Origin of the sequence: Rheinheimera soli (assembly GCF_021290985.1) — a bacterium.
Classification (GTDB): domain Bacteria; phylum Pseudomonadota; class Gammaproteobacteria; order Enterobacterales; family Alteromonadaceae; genus Pararheinheimera; species Pararheinheimera soli.
The window spans coordinates 39,408-60,200 of sequence record NZ_JAJOYU010000020.1; the positions used below are offsets into that span (position 1 = coordinate 39,408).

The following is a 20,793-nucleotide window of genomic DNA, read 5'->3' on the forward strand; positions in this document are numbered from 1 at the left end:
TTTTGGTACTGCGCTGCAACACCAGAACAGCCGGGCATGTCTTGTTGTTATTGTTACCAGTTTTTAATTAACTGAACTTATACACTATTTGTTGCTGATACAACTCACCTGCTTTGAGCTGAGTGTCAGGGAAGCCAAGTTGATTAACAGCATCAGGCCAGCCTTGAGCTTCCAGACAAATCCCCTGCCGTGGGGCAAAAGGTGCGGCCAGAAAATTACCTGTATAAAGCTGCAAGCCAGGCTGAGTGCTTAGTACTTCAAGCTGACGGCCACTGTGGCTGGAACTTAACACCGCCATCAATTTTAACTCTGCAGCATCAGAGTCTTGCCAGATAAAGCAGTGGTCAAAACCATTGGCAAGAGCAAGCTGCTGATCCTGCTGTTTAAGCGCTGGGCCCACCAATTTAGCTTTAGTAAAGTCAAAGGCAGTACCGGCCACGGCACGACGCTCTCCGGTGGGGATAGCATGCTCATCTGTTGGCAAGTAATGTGTCGCTGTAAGCTGCAACTGATGGTTTTCAACAGAACTGCCATCGCTGTTCAAGTTGAAATAACAGTGGTTGGTTAAATTCAGCAGCGTATCTTTGCTGGATAAAGCCAAAAAGGACAACTCGAGCTGTTTATCCACAATACGGAATTGCTGCCAGATTTGCACAGCGCCCGGATAACCCTGATCGCCATCGGCTGAGCGCATATACAATTGCACCGAATCAGACTGCTGTTTCAGCACTTGCCATTGCTGACGGTTAAAACCAGTCACACCACCATGCAAATGATTTGGGCCATTATTACAGTCCAGTTGATAAGCCACACCATTGAGCTCAAAACGGCCTTTGGCAATACGGTTAGCAACCCGGCCTGCGGTAGCGCCCAGGTAAAACTCGTCTGTTTGGTAATCTGCTGCTTGTGGATAATTCAGCGTCAGCTCCTGACCAAACAGTCGGATAGAGCGGATTGTTGCCCCTAAAGGCAACAACTCCACTTCTAAACCCTTATTGCCACCCAGCCGGATCACTGAGTCATCAATGTCATCAATTAAAGCAGCACTCATGCCAAAATCTGCTCTGCGCCCTGACTGGCTGTACAGACAAAAATACCAGCAGTTAAACCTGTTTGTGCCGGGTATTCACGTTCTACCAAAACACGGATTTCATCTACCCGGCCTTGAGGTACTAAAGCCACCACACAACCACCAAAACCACCACCAGTCATACGGACACCACCTGTATCACCCAGGGTGTTGCCAATCATCTCCACCAGTGCATCTATAGCAGGCACAGTGATTTCAAAATCATGTTTCATCGACAAATGAGATTCAGCCATTAAGCGGCTTAACAGTTTGATATCGTGATCGGCTAAAGCTTTAGCTGCCAATTCAGTGCGATCGTTTTCAGTGATGACATGACGGGCACGTTTGGCGACTAATGGATCCAATTCGCTCTGCTTAGCGGCAAAAGTAGTCCAACTGACATCCCGTAAGGCTTTGACACCAAAAATAGCTGCGGCTTCTTCACACTGACGACGGCGGGTGTTGTATTCGCTGTCCACCAGACCCCGTTTTACATTGGAGTTGATAATCATCACAGCCATATCTGTGGGCACAGAGACAGGCGTGCTGTCCAAACTACGGCAGTCGATCAGCAAGGCATGAGCAACTTTGCCCTGCGCAGAAATCAGCTGATCCATAATGCCGCAGTTACAACCAACAAAGTTGTTTTCTGCATGCTGACCATTGAGTGCATTATCACGGCTGGATAATTCAACGCCCGCCAAAGTGCTGTACGTCAGGCCCAAAGCGACTTCTAACGAAGCTGATGAGCTTAAACCTACACCTTGTGGCACATTACCGCTGATGGCTAAATCGCAACCGACCAGATTAAAACCTTTTTGCATCAGGCTGTTGGCCACACCACGCACATAGTTTGCCCATTGGTATTGTGGATGTTTATCCAGCGGAAATGTCAGTTCAAACTCATCCACTTGCTGCTGATAATCCAGCGCCAGTACCCGAACTTTGTTGTCATTGCGACGACTGGCCACAACCACGGTGTCGTAGTTAATAGCGCATGGCAATACAAATCCATCGTTGTAGTCGGTGTGTTCGCCAATCAGATTAACCCGGCCCGGCGCTCTGAACGCAAATTCGCCCTGCTGCTGGTAATGTTCGGCAAATGCCTGTTGTACTTGTTGCACTAATTCCATCTGGTTTAAACCTTGCTCTGCTGTTTGTAATGCACAGGGCTTTGCTCTTTTAAGCGTTCAGCGGCCTGTTCAGGAGTCATATCACGTTGGGTTTCAGCCAGCATTTCGTAGCCCACCATAAATTTCTTAATGGTGGCTGAGCGTAATAACGGCGGGTAAAAATGGCCATGCAATTGCCAGTGTTCGATGTTTTCAGCAGTATCAGCATCCCCGCTTTCATTCTGATATGGCGCACTGTGCCAGCCCATTGAATAAGGGAAAGAACACTGGAACAGGTTGTCGTAGCGAATGGTAATTTGCTGAAGAATATCGGCCAAAGCAGCTTGCTGCTCTGGGGTTAAGTCTTCCATCCGGCGTACATGGGCTTTTGGCAACACCAGGGTTTCAAATGGCCAGCTGGCCCAGAATGGCACGACCACTAACCAGTGCTCGTTTTCAACCACAGTGCGCTCGCCACTTTGTTGTTCCAGCGCGGCATAATTTAATAACAGGTTTTTGCCATGTTTAGCTAAATACTCACGCTGCGCTTCATCAGCTTTGGCTGGTAAGGTAGGCACTGTGCTGTTGGCCCAAATCTGACCATGAGGATGCGGATTGGAGCAGCCATTAATAGCACCTTTGTTTTCAAACACCTGCACCCAGTTGTAGGTTTTTGATAAGTCCTGGTACTGACGGATCCATTCTTCCACTATGTTCTGAATCTCAGCCACGCACAACTCTGGCATGGTCAGGCTGTGATCCGGTGAATAACAAATGACTCTGCTGGTACCGCGCTCGGCTTTTAATACAAATAAATCATCATCTGAGCGCTGATAAAAAGGCGTATCTGCGGTTAAAGCGGCAAAGTCATTGGTAAAGACATAAGGCTTTTTATAGTCAGGATTCAAATCACCGGAAATACGGGTGTTGGTTGGACATAAAAAACAGCTGTGATCATAAGACGGATTCTGCTCTGTGGCTGCAGTTTCAATCTGCCCCTGCCATGGTCTTTTAGCTCTGTGTGGTGACACCAGCACCCAATCCCCCGTTAAGGGATTGTATCTGCGATGCGGATGATCTTTTGCATTAAATTCAGACATCTACTACTCCAACCTTGTTCTTAATTCTTCGGATAACCCTGCGGGTTCAACTTCTGCCACTTCCAGCTATCCGCCACCATTTGATCCAAACCACGCTCGGCTTTCCAGTTGAGTTTTTCTGCGGCTAAAGACGGGTCACCGTAATAACAGCCAATATCACCCGGACGACGAGGAGCCACCTGATAGGCAATCAGCTGACCAGAAATACGACGGTAAGCGTCGACCATTTCCAGCACAGAAACGCCCTGACCAGTGCCTAAGTTAAATACATGAAAACCCGCATTCTGATGCAGCGTTTCTAAGGCTTTGACATGACCAGAAGCTAAATCACAAACATGGATATAATCCCGCACACCCGTGCCGTCCGGTGTATCGTAATCATCACCAAAGACAGATAAATAAGGCCTGCGGCCTATAGCCACCTGATTAATAAAAGGCATCAGGTTATTTGGAATACCGTTTGGGTCTTCACCAATCAGGCCCGACTCATGCGCGCCTACAGGGTTAAAGTAACGCAGCACTATGGCACTGAAATCACTTTGAGCCACGACCAGGTCAGACATCATCTGCTCCACCATCAGCTTGGAACGGCCATAAGGACTTTCAGGATGGACAGCAAAATCTTCCCGTATAGGTGAAGATACCGGCTCGCCATAGACTGTGGCGGAGGAGCTGAACACCAGAGTTTTCACCTGATGCTTTAGCATCACTTGCATCAGCAAGCCTGAGGCACTGACATTGTTTTCATAATAAAACAAAGGTTTAGCGACAGATTCACCAACAGCTTTAGACCCGGCAAAGTGGATCACTGCATCCACTTGTTCAGCGGCAAAAATAGTAGAAAGCGCCTTTTCATCACGGACATCGGCCTGATAGAACTGGATGTTCTGGCCAGTCAGTTGCTCCACCCGCTTTAACGCCTCAACACTACTGTTACTCAGGTTGTCGACCACCACCACCTGATGGCCACAATTGAGTAACTCCAGACAAGTATGAGAGCCTATATAACCAGCGCCGCCCGTGACTAAAATACGCATACTGTTATTCCTTGAGGTTAAAAACTAAAGCTTCACTTTGAATAGCCAATACTTTTGAACTGGCTTCCAGCTGAGCTTTGCTAAATTCAGCACCTAATTTCACTAAAACTGCAGCTTTGCCTTGCTCAGTAAAAGCAGGTTCAGGGTTGATCACTTCAATATCACCGCTGGTTTTAAATTCAATGATTTGATTGTTTAAAGGCACAAGCTGGCCGTTTTTATCCAGCACCTCTGCATAAACAAAGACCAAATCACCAGCCACAGGCGCCACACCACTGGTATCGACTGTCAATTTTAAACTGGCAGCGACGTCAGGAGTCGTCACCTGATGAGTCCCCACTTCTTTACCCGCTATATAAGCTTTTGCCACTAACTGACCGGCTTTGAAAGCTTTGACATCAAACTCAAAAGGCGGATGAGGCAAATGGGTAGAAAACTTATCCGTAGATGGCTTATTACGGCTGACTAAAGCGCCGTTTAAATACAGCTCCACTTCTTCTGCGTTACTGAATACCCGCACTTGTGAACTCGAACCCATTTGCCACTCGCTGGCAATAAATACCATAGGACCAGATTGGTACTTGTCAGATTGTTCTGAAGCCGGGCGCTGACTCTGGTAAAAGTAGTAACTGTACTTCGGTAAACGGTAAATACTCATCACACCAGAAGCTTCCAGATCATTTGCATAACCTCTGTTGTAATCAAACATCACCCAGTAGCCGTCAGCGTAGGCGGGAGTGGTCAGGTTGTCGTTATGAGCTTCCTGCACATTGCGGGCTTGTTGTAATAAACGCGCTTCGCCATGGCTTAACAACTGACGACTGGTGCGGGCTTCTTCTTTTAGATCGGCCCAGCTGTCCTGATTCAACCCCGCATTTTGTGCATAGTACTCCCAGTCGCCGTATTCAGACACATTGTAAGGTACAGTTGGCGTTTCATAGTGCATCTGACGGTGCTGACGCGCTTGCAGATACATATCGTAACCATGCTGCCAGCCCGCAGAATAAGCGCCCGGAAACTCTTGTTTGACGGTGTTATGCAAAGTAGCGACAAATTCATCCGGCATGTCCGATTCGTTCAGCGAACATTCCCAGGCCAAAACGCTGGCATGGTTACGGTCGCGACGAATTAAATCGCGGCAGCTTTGAATGTTTTGTGCTCTAAAGGCTTCGGTAGGCTGATAATACTGCCAGCCTAAAATAGCATTGATCAGCACTAAACCCAGCTCGTCCGCCGCCTGCATAAAGGCTTTCGAATGTGGGTAATGCGATAAACGCACATAGTCAAAACCAGCGGATTTAATTTTTACCGCGTCACGATAATCTGCCTGAGGCGATATGGCATAACCTACATGCGGATATTCCTGATGACGGTTTACACCCCGTAAAAAGGTCAGTTCACCATTGATCAGCAACTGATGCTTGTCGTTAAAAGCAAAACTGCGGATACCAATCTGCTGCAACTGACGCTCTATCACTTCGCCATTTTGTTTCAGTACGGTTTGCAAACTGTATAAAAACGGACTGGCCGGGCTCCATAAGTTGGGTTTGCTCACTGTCAGCTGTTGTTGCTGGTCCAGTTTAGATCCAGCGGCCAGTTGGATTGGGCCTGAGCTGACTTCAGTGACCAATTGCTCACCGGCAAACAACTGCTGCACCAGTTCCAGCTCAGCGCTGAGCGCTGATTTATTTGCCAGCTGAGTTTTTACTGCAATCACAGACTCTGCTTTATCCACTTTTGGATAAGTCACAAAAATACCGCCACCAGCTACTTCATTGGCCAGCATTTCATCTGTGATATGCACAGGGTTTTTAATCAGTAAACGTACATCGCGGTATAAACCACCGTAGGTATTAAAATCCAGTTGAGCCAAAGGTTTAGGCCCTGTGACTTCGTTATCTCTGTTATCCAGTTTTACTTTGAGCTGATAAGTTTCACCGGCCCTCACATAAGGCGTTAAATCAATAGTAAAAGGCAAATAACCGCCTAAATGCTCACCAATTTGTTTATCGCCTAACCACACTTGGGCATGGTTCATCGCTGCTTCAAAACGGATCAGCAGCTGTTTGTTTTGCCACTCTGGCGCTATGGTCAGAGACTTTTGGTACCAGGCGAAGCCCTGCCATTGGTTATTCACCAGCAAAGGTTCAATTTGTGGCGTATGGGGTAAACTCACCTGCTGCCAGTCTTCTGCTTGAGCCTTTAAATCAGCAGACTGACTTTTGTAAAACAACCAGTCGGCATTTAAATTCTGCTCTGTTGCTACTGCAACTTTCGGTGACTGTTCGTCTGTCGGCGATTGTGCAACAGGGCTGCACCCAAACTGCAACAGCAAGGCCAACACAGCCAGAGATTGTATTAAGTACTTCAACACTGGAGAATTCCTTTTAATACGCCTGTTTTACAACACAGGACTTAGCAAAAATTAGTTTCAATGGCAGGCCTGACGACCAGCTCGTGAATATGAGCTTTGGTAGAGCTTGCCAGCATCAGCAGAATGGCATCCGCCACTTCTTCAGCAGACAAATAATCAGGTCTGCTGGCAACACGAAATTCGGTATCTACCCCACCCGGATACACAGACAGTACTTTTACACCTGTGCCATTTAGCTCTTTACGCAGCACTTTGCTGTAGCTATCCAGCGCAGCTTTACTGGCGCTGTAAGCGGAAATACCTGGGTTGGAAAACAAACAAACGGTCGAAAGTACATTCAGCACTATGCCTTTGCCCTGCTGCTGCATTGCAGGCACCAGTTGCTGGATAAAATACAGCGGCGCATAAAAGTTCAGCTGCATCATCTGTTCCAGCGCAGACCAATCCGGCTCTGTAGCTGCATTCCTGCTGCTATTGCCTCCGGCGCAATTAATCAACACCTCGACTTCACCAAACTGCTGCTTTGCCTGTTGGCAAAACTGATAAATGGCTGCTGGTTCTGTCACTGAAAAAGCCTGACTGAACACTGTTGTGCCTTGTGGCAATAAAGCTAAGGTCTGAGCCAGTTTGGCCGGATCTCGACCACATAAGCTCAAGCTGTGGCCTTGGGCCGCTAAAGCGACAGCCAAAGCACGGCCTATGCCCGATGAAGCACCGGTCAGCAAAATATGGCAAGGAGATAAGGACATCAGTATGGCTTCCGTAAAAAGCCCGGCCCTAAGGCCGGGTTTTATGTGCTGAATAACAAGCCACTTACATGGAGTAAGAGAAACCGACCAGGAAACGACGACCCCATTCAGTGAAGTTAGCCGGACGGCTTGGGTCGTTATCAAAGTAAGTCACAGCAGCTTCATTGGTCAGGTTTTGTGCCTGCAACATCACTTTAAAAGCTTCGGTTACTTCATAAGATAAACTGGCATCTACAGTTCGCTCAGCTTGAGCTCTGGTGATTTCTGTAGGTTCCCAGCTACCCACACGAGTGTTCGCACTGCGGTAGTTGTAGGACACCTTGGCATCAAAACCAGCTTTGTAGTACCACAAGGTCAGATTACCCACATGCTTAGATAAACCACCTAAAGGCATTGGGTTATCTTCAGGCACAAACTCAGTGACATTACTGTCGGTTAGCGAGTAGTTGGCGTAGAAACCTAAACCATCAAATGGTTCTGGCAGCATGGTCAGAGCCTGCTGATACATCAGCTCTAAGCCTTTGATCTGACCGCCATCACCATTGATTGGACGACTGTAGTTATAAGAAATACCGTCTACAACCATCACATCTGTCGCTGTGCCTATATGGGTTTTTAAGTCTTTAAAAAAGGTAGAAATCGTCATTGCACGATCGCTGGCCCAGTAGTACTCAAAACCTAAGTCGATTTGATCCGCAAGAAAAGGATCCAAAGCCGGGTTACCGCTTGACGCTGTATTGACGGTAGTTGAGGTATTAAACTGGTAACCAGTACGCATCTCAATCAGCGGCGGACGAGAAATAGCACGCGACAGGCCAAAACGCACCTGAGCTTCTTCAGTCAGGCTGAACACCATATTCAGTGAAGGTAATACTTCGGTGTAATCATGTTCCATAGTAATAGGCGATAGCACCCCCTGCATCAGCTGATGGCCGGACGAGGTAGAATCAGTTTGCACTACACGCACACCAACGTTACCTGTGTAAGGTAAATCACCAATTTCGCCAGACATTTTTAACATGGCATACAGGGCTGAGTTAGTTTCTTCCACTCTCCAGCTATTGACGAAATCTATGGGAGCTTTTGTACGATCATTACGGTTATCAATACCACCAAAAGCCTGATTGACCACAGCACCCCAGTTGTTCATACCATAAATGGCAGGAGCAATAAAATCGCCGCCAAGAGCGTAGTTGTAGCCATAACCTGTCACTGAGGTGTCGACAGGATCTTGCTGCCAGCTCAGAACATCGTTGTTTTTATCACGGTCGCTATATCGGCCGCCCAGCACTAAAGTCTCAAAGGTGCCCCAGTCGATGCTACGTTCAAAATCGGCTTTAAAGGTAACCATTTCATCTGTTAAATCACGATCGCCGTCCACATTCATTCTTGAAGGGCTATCAGGGTTCTGCGTTGCATCCTGAATACGATAAAACTCTGGATTGCCCAGATTTGGGCCAGCATTAATAGCTAAACGGCCGCCCGCATTAGCCCAACTGATATCAAGAGGTGTAGGTCCAACGTAGGTGGATACAATATTCACCCAACGGGATTCAATACCAGCTTCGGAATAACCAACATCATAAGTTGAAGTCCAGACATCACCAGTGACAGTAGTTTTTAAACCAGTGCTTAACAGATGATTTTGCTGGAACCAGGTAGCGTTGTTGGCCGTATGAGCGCCCCATAACACACCACCGCCAGTCAATTGCTGCGAGCCATCAGGACGAGTCACAATGGTCGGCGTAGTAGCAGAGTTGTTATAACCCCAGGTACTTGCGTCCTGATAGTTACCCCAGCCATCAAACATAAACTGGTCTTCACGTTCTTCAATATCAAACTTGGAGTAGAACAGATCGTATTTCAGATTTACCGTATCAGCAGGTTCCCATTCAAGGATCATCAGGCCGCCTACACGCTCGTTGTTACCTGATTTAGTTCCGGCTTTACCACCCCAAGGAGCAGCTTCTTTGATGCCATCGCCATTCACATCGCCTTGTTCATCCGGGTTTTTATTGTAGGAATAAAATGCGGTTTCACGCTGAACTGAAGGTTGGTCCTGATAGGTTAAACCAAACACCACACCAAAATTATCAGCCCACTGATCAACATAAGAGACGCTGGCTTTTTGACCTGTACCATCCGCATCCGGAATATCGTCTGCTAATTGATAATCCATCAGATGGCCGCTGATATTAATCATGCGTTTGTCTCGGGCCAGAGGGCTGATGAAGTTCATATTGACCAGACCGGCAATACCACCTTCGATATTGTTTGCCATAGGGCTTTTGTATACTTCAACTGAGTTAATCAGTTCGGCAGGGAATTGCTCGTAACGTACGTCACGGCTTGGTTCAGCACTGACAATTTCACGGCCATTCATGGTGGCAGCGTTTAAACGTGCACCTAAACCACGGATAGAAATACTGCTGGCATTACCACGGTCACGCTCTGCCGTTACACCAGGTAAGCGGCCTAAAGAGTCAGCGATAGTTACGTCAGGTAATTGGCCTAAGTCATCGGTAGAGATAATTTCTACCGTTGATTCTGAAAACTTTTTCTGCATTAAAGACTTGCTCAGCGTGGCACCAAAACCTTTAACGACTATGGTTTCGATCTGCTGTTCAGCTTCTGCAGCCTGTTGTTGAGTGGTATTTTCTTCGCTTTGCGCCTGTGCATGCTGCATAGCAAAAATTTGCGTCATAGCTAAAGCTACAACGGTCAAGTTGAATTTGCCTGTCATTTCCTACCCCTGTCGGTATCAATTGTTATTTTTTTATGCGCTAAGCTGATTTTATATACGGGTTCAGCAGTGCACGGTGCAGTTATAACACTCAAGGTAAACGTTTACCAAACATTTTTACATCAAGCTACCAAACAAAACATCAAGATATTGATTTTAATAAAAATATAGTCAGGTAATCGATTTCTTAAAAATAGGAAAACAGTTGTGCCCATTCCGGCAAAAAAAACAACAAAGCTTTAATGCTGTTGTTCCAGATCAAGATCGAAAGCAGACGCAGCCTTTAGCATAGCGGTTTGTATTGCTGAACCTGGAACTGCTTTGAAGATGGATTCTACGCTGAGCTCTGCTTTAACACCTGTGTCATCAGGCCAGACCGTTGCTATGGTGCTGCAAAAAAAACTGATTTGTTGCCCCCCACAACACAGCGTGCAACAAGCTGCGCAGCTGATGCAGCAACACAATATCAGTTGCATACTGATTAAAGATGAACAGGGGATCATCGGGATTTGGACAGAGTCTGACTGCAAAAAACTGGATCTGTCGGATAACACTGTATTGCAGCACGCTGTTTCTGTGGTGATGACCAGTCCTGTGTTTTCAGTGCAAGAGCAGTGCACAACCAGTGAGGCTGCCGCGCTGATGAAACAAAAGGGCATCAGACGTTTGCTGGTGACAAACTCAGCACACCAGGCTATTGGCATAGTGACACAAACCGATCTTATTCATCAGCAGCCGCTGGAGCATTATTTAATGCTGCGGGATATCAGCTCCATTCTGGTGGAGTTGCCCTTGATGTTGCAAGCCGAACTGACTGTAGCTCAAGCTGCCTTGCTGATGAGGCAAACTCAACGTGATGCGGCCATAGTACAGTTTGAAGCTGCCCCCTTTACTGGCACTGAGTACGGCATAGTGACAGAACGTGATCTCGTGAACTTTATCGCTACAGAACGCACTCTTTGCCTTTTAGCTGAAGTCGCAACCAGGCCTTTATTAACCTTACCTCTGCACAGCAGCTTACTACAGGCCGTACGTTTGCTGCGTGAACATGGTTTCCGCCATCTGGGTGTCACCGACTCCTATGGCAAACCCGCTGGTTTGTTATCTCACAATCATATATTGCTGAATATGGAACATTTATACATCAACGAGCTAAAAGCGGCGTTGCACGCCCGAGACAAGGCACTGCGATCCTCAGAAAGCAGTTTGCGATTAGCCTACAAAGTAATAGAAGCCTCGCACGATGCGGTGATGATTACCGATGAGCGCGGCATCATTCAGTCAGTTAACCCCAGCTTTTGTAAGCTGACAGGCTACAGCGCCGAAGAGGCCATAGGTCAAACCCCTAATCTGCTCAGCTCTGGAGAGCATGACCAGAACTTTTATCAGCAAATGTGGCAGCGACTGCAACAGCAAGGCTACTGGCAGGGCGAGATTTGGAACAAACGTAAAAATGGTGAAATTTACCCTGAATGGCTGTCGATCAGCGCAGTGCGGGGAGAAAATGCTGAGATCAATCAATATGCCGCCATTTTTTCTGATATTACAGAGCGTAAAAAGCGCGAGAAAAAAATTCACGAACTGGCATATTTTGACGAGCTGACGGGCCTTGCTAACCGTCGTTTATACCAAGACAGACTAGAACAGGCTTTAGCCAATGCGAAGCGCCACAATCACCAGTTAGCAGTACTCTTTCTTGACCTGGATTTGTTTAAACGTATTAACGACACACTGGGCCATCAGGCGGGTGATGAAGCCTTACGTCAGGTGGCCAGACGACTACAAAAAGCCAGCAGAGCAGGTGAATCTGTGGCCCGGCTAGGTGGAGACGAATTTACTGTGCTGGTGCCTGAATGCAACGGCATTGAAGAAATCGAAAAGCTGGCCCAACGTATAGTGGCGCAGTTTGAATTGCCTTTCCAAATTCAGCACAACGAGCTGGTTTTAACCACCAGTGTAGGGATCAGCATTTATCCTCAGCATGGCAGCACGGCCAGTGAACTGCTGAAGTTTGCCGATGCCGCCATGTATCAGGCGAAAGAGTCAGGCCGCAACAAATACAGCCTTTACACTAGCTGTGTAGGTCAGCGTAATGACGAGGCTTTGCAGCTGGAACAGGCATTACGTAAAGCTCTGGCTCAACAGCAATTAGAAGTGCATTACCAGCCCAAAATAGCTTTACGTACAGGACAGTTGCATAGCCTGGAAGCCTTAGTACGCTGGCATGATAAAGAGCTGGGTCAGGTACCGCCAGAGCGCTTTATCGGCATTGCAGAAACCCTTGGCCTTATTCAGCAGTTAGGCCAGCAAGTGCTCAGGCAGGTCTGCTATCAGTTGCAAGCATGGGCTGAATTCGCAGTTCCTATCGCCGTCAATATCTCTGCAAAAGAGTTAGATGACCCACTTTTTATCACCCACTTAACCCAGATCCTAGCTGAAACTGCAGTAGACCCAAAACTACTGGAACTGGAAATTACCGAAAGCTGCCTGCTGCCAGAACGGGAAACTCAAACCCGCCATGTACTGCAGCAACTGCGGCAGTTAGGTATACGACTGGCTATTGACGACTTTGGTACAGGCTATTCCTCTTTATCCTATTTACGCCATTTGCCTATCAACAGCCTGAAAATTGATCGCAGTTTTATCAAGGCTTTACCAGACAATACCAGCGATAAACAAATCACTACAGCCATTATTGCGATGGCGAATGCTCTGGGACTAGATGTGATTGCTGAAGGGATTGAAACTGCAGCGCAGCAAGAGTTTTTGCTGGCTGCGGGCTGTCAGTTTGGTCAGGGTTACTGGTTTGGTAAAGCACAGGACCCACTAAAAATCACACCTCTGCTAAAAAAATCAGCACGACATTCTATTCGCTCAGATAAGGGTTCAGTAGCTGCCGAACATTCACATTCGCTTGAAGCCGGGCAGCTAACAGATACAAACCAGCCATTTTACGATGCAAAAACACTGCAGCTATAGGCGGTGTATGCCAGTAATTTTGTTGCAAGCTGAGGGCTGTAGCAGCCTTGCGAACTCGTTGGGCCAAATCAGTTTGTCCAAAAGTATAAGCGGTATCTGACTGAACAGGTTCAGAAATCAGCTGCACCAGGGTCAGTATGGCTTGTTTTTGTTCGGGTAAAATATCCTGACTGAAAAAGCCGATTTGGCGCATGGCTGCTTCAATACCAGCCAAATTATGAGTAATAGCTGCAGATAATAACTGACGATAACCTTGGCTTATCGCTTCTGAATAGTCCCGGCATGCACCAAAGTCTAGCAGCACCAGCTGTGCATGCTCTGGCTGATACAGATAATTGGCAAAGTTTGGATCGGTTTGCACCAATCGAAACTCAAAAATCTCCCTGAACAACAAAGTGAAAAGCTGTGTCATAGCCTTATCCCGTACTTGCTGTGAATGCTGCATTAAGGACTCAATAGGCACGCCTTCGACAAAACTCATGGTCATCAGCTTAGAGGTGCAAAGCTGTGGGTAGAGTTCTGGCAATACAAATTGGTTGTCGTCGGCAAGTAAATCACGGTAGCGCTGTAAGTAGGCAGCTTCTTGCAGATAGTCAGCCTCTTGATGCAACTGTAGTTTTGCCTCGCTTAGCACAGACTGATAATCCATAGCATCAGGCAACAAACCACTGAGTTTCAAAAGCATAGCTACATTGTCCACATCACTGTCAATGCTCTGCCCTATGCCTGGATACTGTACTTTGACCGCCAGTTTGCTGCCATTGTCATGATGCGCAAGGTGAACTTGCCCAATAGAAGCCGCAGCCAAAGGGGCAAAGGTAAATTGTGAAAAATGTTGCTGCCACTGCTCACCTAACTCAGTGCGTAACACCAGAGCAAGCTCTTTGGGCAACATGGGGTTAGCGTTAGAACGAAGTCTTGCCAATATTTCAGTTAATTCAGCGGGTAGTAGATCTCCGGCATCCATAGACAACAATTGACCTACTTTCATCGCCGCCCCACGTAACTGCGCCAGCTTATCGCTAACCCGCTTCAGATTGGCTGGGGTCAGCAGTAAATCTCTGGCTTTTGGACTTTGCCCTTGCGCCAGCTGTTTAGCACCATTTAACAGTACAGAGCCAGCAACACGTCCAGCCAAAGATGCCAGACCTCCTAAACGGGCCAGTGGCTGTCGTGGCAATTTAGCTGATTTATCGCTCATAAGATTCCAAAGTGGCAGCACAGATGTATTCTATACGAGCACAAATACCAATTAGCCCAGCAACTTCAATTACTTTGGTTATCCCGATTGGCAGTACGCGCTATTTTCGGCATACTTCCGCAGGGCCGCAGTGAGCGGCTGTATTTTGCAAAGTCAGTATCAGGAAGAAAGCAAAGATATGGATAGCAAACCAGAAATAGAAAAGATTGAGCACCGACTCAGAGAAATTAACCGCCTGAAATTAAAACTGACTTTTGGGAATGTGCCGGCTTTTTATCACGCCGTTGCCACCTCTTTAGGCATGGCCGAAGGCATGCTCAAATACGGTTTTGATAATTCATTAGATATCCTGACCAACCAGCGCAACTGGAACCTGAACTACTTGTGTGGTTCAGAAGATGCGGCCGGACAAATCATTTGCCCTAACAAACCCCGCTTGTCTGTGTACAAAGTTTTTACTCAACATGGCTTTGAAATTCATTGTTTGCCGTGGAAAGCTGCACGGGAATTTGATTTTGAGCTGGCGAATCATCCACAGATGGATTTTAAGTTCTGGCGCCCCAATTCGATGAAAACCGTCTTTCGTATTGCCGGTTTGCATAGTTTTATCAAAATGTATTTTGAACATGGGGATGAAGCAGACTTGCAGCTCATTCGTTGTGCACACAATATAGCGGAAGAGTTTGTTGAACGTTTGGTACCGCAGTTTGATACCCAAAAGGTATTTGGCGTGACTATCCAGAATTTTTTCGATTTTGCAGAAATGAAATATAAAGCCGGGGAAGAAATCTATTTACCTAAGGTGTATGCGCTGCAGGAGTAGCGCTTAAAACCGACCGGGAGCAGAGTTTTCTTCAGTCATCGCCGTAACAGTGCTCCTGCAGTTACGGCATACCGTCCTTCCATGGACATCGCCGTAACAGTGCTCCTGCAGTTGCGGCATACCGTCCTTCCATGGACATCGCCGTAACAGTGCTCCTGCAGTTGCGGCATACCGTCCTTCCATGGACATCGCCGTAACAGTGCTCCTGCAGTTACGGCATACCGTCCTTCCATGGACATCGCCGTAACAGTGCTCCTGCAGTTACGGCATACCGTCCTTCCATGGACATCGCCGTAACAGTGCTCCTGCAGTTGCGGCATACCGTCCTTCCATGGACATAAAAAAAGGCAGCTGCGATGCAGTTGCCTTTTTTTGTGTTGTGACCCTTAACTCAGATTAACTCTGCGGTCTTGGGTAACTGTAATTAAAAATTACAGAACAACGATTTTCTCAGCCTGTGGGCCTTTTTGACCTTGTGTTACAGTGAACTGTACACGTTGGCCTTCTTGCAGAGTTTTGAAACCCGTGCTAGAAATTTCGCTGAAGTGAGCGAAAACGTCTGGACCTGAAGCCTGTTCGATGAAACCGAAACCTTTAGTTTCGTTGAACCATTTTACTGTGCCGGTAGTTGTATTAGACATGGTATATACCTGTATTTAATGAAATTAATATGCCTGGTTTCAGGCGGTGGTGCTGTAAGAGATGTTTTAACTTATGAATACAGGACGTACTAAAACAACAGTAACATTCGTTGTGGTGCATAAATAATGAACAGACTAACAAAGCAAGGCCAGTGTATAGGTTTTCAGAGCAGTGTCAAAGCTTATTTCACCACGTTATTAAAATAAGCAGTTTTATAACGCCCGATATCATGCACAAACTGCTGTATTACATCGGGTGTAGCGGGTTTTCGATAATAATTAATTTTATCCGTCACAGCCTGCTCTTCAATGTAATTCATCATATTGGAGGTTAACAAACCAATAAAACAGTGCGGATCACGGCCTCGGATCCAACGGGCCAGCTCTAAACCATTGCGGCCCAGCAGGTTATAGTCGAGCGAATAGGCATCAAAGTGCTGTAACTCAATGAGCGTCATGGCTTCTTCAGCACTTCCTGCGATGGAACATAACCAGTCTGGTTGTATTGCCTGTACATAACCTCTGGTCAGCATCAAACACACCTGACTATCATCTACTATCAATAACTTAAAAGGCATAAATCTATTTCAACCTCTTCCTTGTTACTTAAACCGGAAATACTCCATGCCTTTTACTTTAGTTACAACTGGTTAAATTCTCCAGTTCGGTAACAAGATGATGTCACCGATGAAGACAATTACAGAGCTTGAAGCAAAGCTTTTAGCTGTCTGAACCCCGGACGACTCTTCACTTCCTGCTGTAAACAAAGGTTCAACACAGCAGCCCATTTATTCTCAAACTCAGCTGCGTCTGCTAAAGGCAACAACGTCTGCATATCCAGCAACCAATAGCCAAAAGCGCGGACTTCCAGTGCGCAGAAATGTTGTTGCTGCTTTGGTGGTAACGCATTCAGCGCTGTAGCAGCGCCAAAATCCCCCAAATAAAGCTGCTGAGTCGCATTTATCAGCATATTGTGGGCATACAAATCGCCGTGCACTATCTGCTGTTGATGCAAATGCGCCATCACATCCACAACCTGCTGCGCCAGAAGTTTCAGTTCTGCCAGAGTTAAGCTCTGGCCTTGGGTAAAAGTATCGCGGGTGCAGGTTTCAAAAGAAGGCGGTTGTCCCATTACAGAAAAAGATGCTGGTACCAGCTCCATCACTAAACCAGGTAAATCGCAGTCTTTTAGCTTTGCTTTGACGGCTATCAGATTTGGATGATCAGCTGCATTCAGGTAATTATTCATCTCATCTTTGGGGCAACCATCGCTGGTGATCCAGCCTTTAAACTGCTTTAACGCCACCAGCTCTTTATCTTGTGCAAAACGCGCCTGATAAATCACACCGGATGCGCCTTCGCCTAGTTTTTCTAACAATTGATAGTCTGACAAGCTATGGGCAGTAATGGCTTGGGCTTCAGGCACAGGACAAGCAGGGTTTGCACCCAGCGCCAGCCAGGCCAGTTTGGGTAACTCAAATAACCAGTCAGGAAAAGATTCAAACTTATTCAGCGATAGCCTTAATAAACCCAAATCACGGCACTGCTGCATGGAATCCGGTAACGAAGATAGTTGATTGCCAGCCATAGCTACTTTACGTAGTTTAGTATAACGACCGAAGTCACTCGGCAGTTGTGTAAGCTGATTGTCTGTCAGAATTAACCATTCAAGCTGCTCTGGCAGAGAACCTTCAGCAAAGTCTGTTAACTGATTACCTTTAAAACTGACCATAACCAAAGCTGGGCATAGGCTTAATACAGCAGGAATATGGTCGAAGTTATTATTGGTTAAAAACAGACGCTTTAGTTTAGTAAAACGGTGGAAATCCGCAGGTAAATCAGACAACTGATTACCGGAAAGGTCCAGAATTTCCACAGTGTCGGCAAAACGATATAAGTCGGCAGGAAATTCTTGCAGCCCAGCGGCCAGATTAATCCGGCTTAATGGTGTTTTGGTCTGAGCTAAAGTTTCAAGGCTAAACATCTGATCCCAACCTGCTAAAAAAGCCGGATTGTACAGATGCTGCCTCAATGCAACAAGTAAGTAACCTGAACTCGGGATAAGCAGCGCCACTGAACGAACATCTTTTCGGGCCTCTCTGCGTTGCTTTGTCTAACCATAGCTCGCTATGGTTAGACAAAGCGCCTTGATATGCGCAAAAATCTGCGCATTCAGTTAACAAAGACTTAAGCGACTTCAATAAATTGGCTTATCTATTTGATTTATTTGGTTAAATATAGAGTGTTCGACACTCATTATCCCGAGTTCAGGTTAACTAAAGTTACAGCTGATAGATTTGCGAACCGGCAACTCGCACTCTGTCGCCCAGACGTAAGTCGCCAATATTCTGATAATCAAACTGTTGCGTGCGGCCATTGTCAAAATTTACCGTGACCCGATAAATCTCGTTGGCAGTTTTATTGTTTCTTTCTACCTGATTACCCGCAACAGCACCGCCTATCACCCCAACACCCGTAGCCACTTTGCGGCCTGAACCACGGCCAAATTGATTACCAATCACGCCACCTAATACAGCACCAAGCACAGCTCCGCCCCCTGAACTACGGTTGTCCAGGGCTATAACCTGAATAGAGCTGACGCTGCCAATCTGCTCTGCAGGTGCAACACTTTGTTGTACATTCTGCCCGGCAGAGCTACAACCTGCTAAAGGGGCAAGGCTTAATACAGCCAGAGTCAAACAAGATAAATAAAAAGTGAAAGTTTTCATATTTATAATCCAACTCAATATATGGATAGTCAGCCTGCTCCCTGACCACCACTGAGTCTGTACGACAAACCACTAAGCGAATTCAAAGCAAAGCTTTGCTCGTCTCAATAAAGCTGCCCACCCCTTGCAATAACGACAAAGCAAACCAATATAAATCAGAGCTTTTATGCATCAGGCACAACAGGAGATCTTATGAGTAATACCTACACTCCACCGAAAGTCTGGACATGGGACAGCCAAAACGGTGGCACTTTTGCCAGCATTAACAGACCAGTTTCTGGCGCTACCCATGACAAAACTTTACCTGTAGGTGAACATGAGTTGCAGCTGTATTCAATGGCCACACCCAATGGGGTTAAAGTCACTATGCTGCTGGAGGAACTACTGGAAGCAGGTCATAAAGCAGCGGACTACGACGCCTGGTTGATCGATATTCGTGAAGGCGACCAATTTGGCAGTGGTTTTGTCGGTATAAACCCAAACAGTAAAATTCCGGCTTTGTTCGATAAAAGCACCGGCATCCGGGTATTTGAATCCGGTTCTATTTTGTTGTATCTGGCGGAAAAGTTTGGCGCTTTTATGCCAAAGGAGTTTGCCAAAAGCACTGAAGTGATGAACTGGTTGTTCTGGCAAATGGGCAGTGCGCCTTTTGTCGGTGGCGGTTTTGGTCATTTTTATGCTTATGCACCAGAAAAATATGAATACCCTATCAATCGTTATGCAATGGAAACCAAACGTCAGTTGGATGTGCTGAACCAGCAATTAGCGAACCATGAATTTATCGCAGGTGATGAGTATTCCATTGCCGATATGGCGATTTGGCCCTGGTACGGCGCTCTGGTTTTGGGGCGGTTATACAATGCGGCTGAGTTTTTGGATGTGCAAAGTTATACACATCTGCAGCGCTGGGCTAAACAGATTGATGCGCGTCCTGCAGTGCAACGTGCAGTGAAGGTGAATCGCAACTGGGGTGAACCTCACGAACAACTGCCAGAACGCCATAGCGCTTCGGATTTTGATTCTATCCCTAAAGCTTAATCGCTCCGGTTAGCAAAAGGCAGACTGCCTTGTGCTTCTTGCTGATACAAGACTAAAGCCCGTTGCTCTTGCACACAGTAACGGGCTATCGCTTCATTCATCGCTTTGTGTTCTGCTTTTTCAGTAAAACGGTAAAAACCATGCCTGAGCACGGGCGCAAAACCTCGTTGCAGCTTATGTTCGCCCTGAGCTCCGGCATCAAAAAACTGCAGTCCCTGCCTGATGCAATAGTCTATGCCGCTGTAATAACAGCATTCAAAGTGCAGAAAGTTAAAGTCTTGTTTGCAGCCCCAATAGCGGCCAAACAAGGTGGTTTCTGACTGAAAACATAAAGAAGCCGCCAGCATTTCATCATCTTTAAAAGCGGCAAAAACTATCAGTTGATTGGCCATAGACTGACCCCAGCGCCAGAAGGTATCGGCCTTTAGATAGCCATTATGGCGGGAACGTTTTTGGTAAGTGTCACAATAGAAACTATAAAACTGCTGCCAGAACGCTAGATCCAGCTCAGCACCAGTCAGGGTTTTGATGACCACGCCCTGCTCTGTTACAGCAGCTCTTTCCTTGCGGATTTGTTTACGTTTGCGGGCTGTCAGTGCAGCCAGAAAATCGTCAAAGCACGAGTAGTTTTTATTGGACCATAAAAACTGCACATCAAAACGTTCAATAAAACCTGCATTACGAAAAGCTTGCTGATCTTGTGATGAAGCATAAAGGCATTGCAGATGACTTAGTGGCACAACCTGCTGCAGTTGTGTCACTCCTTGTTCCAGCCACTGCAGCAGCTCTGCTTTATCAATACCAGCAGCTAAGCCCAAACGTGGCCCTTCGGCTGGGGTAAAAGGAATAGCCAGCAATAATTTAGGGTAATAGTCCAGACCGTAGTTTTGATAAGCCTCGGCAAAAGACCAGTCAAACAGGTATTCGCCATAGGAGTGCAATTTGATATAAGCAGGCACAGCAGCAATCAGTTTACCCTCTTGCCATACGACAAAATGCCGCACCAGCCAGCCGGTGTTTTTAGCGACACTGCTGCCCACACTGCCACCTTGTTCCAGAGCCAGTAAAAACTCATAACGGCAAAAAGGATAATCAGCAGGAAATAAGGCATTCCAGTCAGTTGCTGTCACTTCAGCCAATGACGACAGCCATTCAAAACGCATAAAACTCCACAGCACTACTGCCTTTTTTCAGGTTC

General features: G+C 46.7%; 16 protein-coding genes. 3 read left to right on the forward strand and 13 right to left on the reverse strand.

From position 1 onward, the window contains the following. Positions 1 to 67 precede the first annotated feature (67 nt). From LSG37_RS14240 to LSG37_RS14270, 7 genes are all read right to left on the reverse strand, one after another. A complete protein-coding gene (locus tag LSG37_RS14240) occupies positions 68 to 1,051 on the reverse strand; it encodes an aldose epimerase family protein (RefSeq protein WP_233080515.1) in 984 nt (327 codons plus the stop codon). Beyond that, the gene (gene galK, locus LSG37_RS14245) at positions 1,048 to 2,202 is read right to left on the reverse strand and encodes a galactokinase (RefSeq protein ID WP_233080516.1); all 1,155 of its coding nucleotides are present in this window, start codon (positions 2,200 to 2,202) and stop codon (positions 1,048 to 1,050) included. Before galK ends, LSG37_RS14240 begins: the two co-directional genes overlap by 4 nt. A gap of 5 nt (positions 2,203 to 2,207) precedes the next feature. Beyond that, positions 2,208 to 3,281 (reverse strand): UDP-glucose--hexose-1-phosphate uridylyltransferase, encoded by a 1,074-nt coding sequence (locus LSG37_RS14250; protein WP_233080517.1) that lies wholly within the window; start codon positions 3,279 to 3,281, stop codon positions 2,208 to 2,210. A gap of 20 nt (positions 3,282 to 3,301) precedes the next feature. Then, positions 3,302 to 4,318 (reverse strand): UDP-glucose 4-epimerase GalE, encoded by a 1,017-nt coding sequence (gene galE, locus LSG37_RS14255; protein WP_233080518.1) that lies wholly within the window; start codon positions 4,316 to 4,318, stop codon positions 3,302 to 3,304. Positions 4,319 to 4,322: 4 nt separating this feature from the next. After that, positions 4,323 to 6,692 (reverse strand): glycoside hydrolase family 2 protein, encoded by a 2,370-nt coding sequence (locus tag LSG37_RS14260; protein WP_233080519.1) that lies wholly within the window; start codon positions 6,690 to 6,692, stop codon positions 4,323 to 4,325. 41 nt (positions 6,693 to 6,733) lie between these two features. Then, complete coding sequence (locus LSG37_RS14265) at positions 6,734 to 7,441, reverse strand: SDR family NAD(P)-dependent oxidoreductase (RefSeq protein WP_233080520.1); 708 nt, start codon at positions 7,439 to 7,441, stop codon at positions 6,734 to 6,736. Positions 7,442 to 7,505: 64 nt separating this feature from the next. Next, a complete protein-coding gene (locus LSG37_RS14270) occupies positions 7,506 to 10,184 on the reverse strand; it encodes a TonB-dependent receptor (protein WP_233080521.1) in 2,679 nt (892 codons plus the stop codon). 327 nt (positions 10,185 to 10,511) lie between these two features. Here LSG37_RS14270 and LSG37_RS14275 point away from each other — a divergent pair, with 327 nt between their 5' ends. Next, positions 10,512 to 13,163, forward strand: coding sequence for an EAL domain-containing protein (locus tag LSG37_RS14275; RefSeq protein WP_233080522.1), 2,652 nt, complete (start codon positions 10,512 to 10,514; stop codon positions 13,161 to 13,163). Here LSG37_RS14275 and LSG37_RS14280 read toward each other — a convergent pair. Beyond that, positions 13,051 to 14,364, reverse strand: coding sequence for an ABC1 kinase family protein (locus tag LSG37_RS14280; protein ID WP_233080523.1), 1,314 nt, complete (start codon positions 14,362 to 14,364; stop codon positions 13,051 to 13,053). The genes LSG37_RS14275 and LSG37_RS14280 overlap by 113 nt on opposite strands. A gap of 130 nt (positions 14,365 to 14,494) precedes the next feature. On the opposite strand from LSG37_RS14280, the gene LSG37_RS14285 reads away from it, so the two are divergent. Next, positions 14,495 to 15,187 carry a hypothetical protein gene (locus LSG37_RS14285; protein WP_233080524.1) on the forward strand — a complete coding sequence of 231 codons (693 nt, stop codon included), beginning with the start codon at positions 14,495 to 14,497 and terminating at the stop codon, positions 15,185 to 15,187. A gap of 431 nt (positions 15,188 to 15,618) precedes the next feature. Here LSG37_RS14285 and LSG37_RS14290 read toward each other — a convergent pair whose 3' ends face one another. The 4 genes from LSG37_RS14290 to LSG37_RS14305 all read right to left on the reverse strand — a co-directional run bounded on the left by LSG37_RS14290 (position 15,619) and on the right by LSG37_RS14305 (position 18,557). Continuing rightward, positions 15,619 to 15,828, reverse strand: coding sequence for a cold-shock protein (locus tag LSG37_RS14290; protein WP_008897616.1), 210 nt, complete (start codon positions 15,826 to 15,828; stop codon positions 15,619 to 15,621). A 182-nt stretch (positions 15,829 to 16,010) separates the two neighbouring features. Then, positions 16,011 to 16,406: a response regulator gene (locus LSG37_RS14295; RefSeq protein WP_233080525.1), complete on the reverse strand. Its 396-nt coding sequence runs from the start codon at positions 16,404 to 16,406 to the stop codon at positions 16,011 to 16,013. A 119-nt stretch (positions 16,407 to 16,525) separates the two neighbouring features. Next, positions 16,526 to 17,812 carry a leucine-rich repeat-containing protein kinase family protein gene (locus LSG37_RS14300; RefSeq protein ID WP_233080526.1) on the reverse strand — a complete coding sequence of 429 codons (1,287 nt, stop codon included), beginning with the start codon at positions 17,810 to 17,812 and terminating at the stop codon, positions 16,526 to 16,528. A gap of 298 nt (positions 17,813 to 18,110) precedes the next feature. Next, positions 18,111 to 18,557, reverse strand: coding sequence for an outer membrane lipoprotein (locus LSG37_RS14305; RefSeq protein ID WP_233080527.1), 447 nt, complete (start codon positions 18,555 to 18,557; stop codon positions 18,111 to 18,113). A gap of 192 nt (positions 18,558 to 18,749) precedes the next feature. Between LSG37_RS14305 and yghU the strand changes: the two genes are divergently transcribed. Further along, positions 18,750 to 19,595, forward strand: a complete 846-nt coding sequence (gene yghU / locus LSG37_RS14310; RefSeq protein ID WP_233080528.1) for a glutathione-dependent disulfide-bond oxidoreductase — start codon at positions 18,750 to 18,752, stop codon at positions 19,593 to 19,595. Here the strand turns inward: yghU and LSG37_RS14315 are convergent. Then, positions 19,592 to 20,758, reverse strand: a complete 1,167-nt coding sequence (locus LSG37_RS14315; protein ID WP_233080529.1) for a GNAT family N-acetyltransferase — start codon at positions 20,756 to 20,758, stop codon at positions 19,592 to 19,594. The two genes, yghU and LSG37_RS14315, sit on opposite strands and share 4 nt — an antisense overlap. Between the last annotated feature and the right edge of the window lie 35 nt (positions 20,759 to 20,793).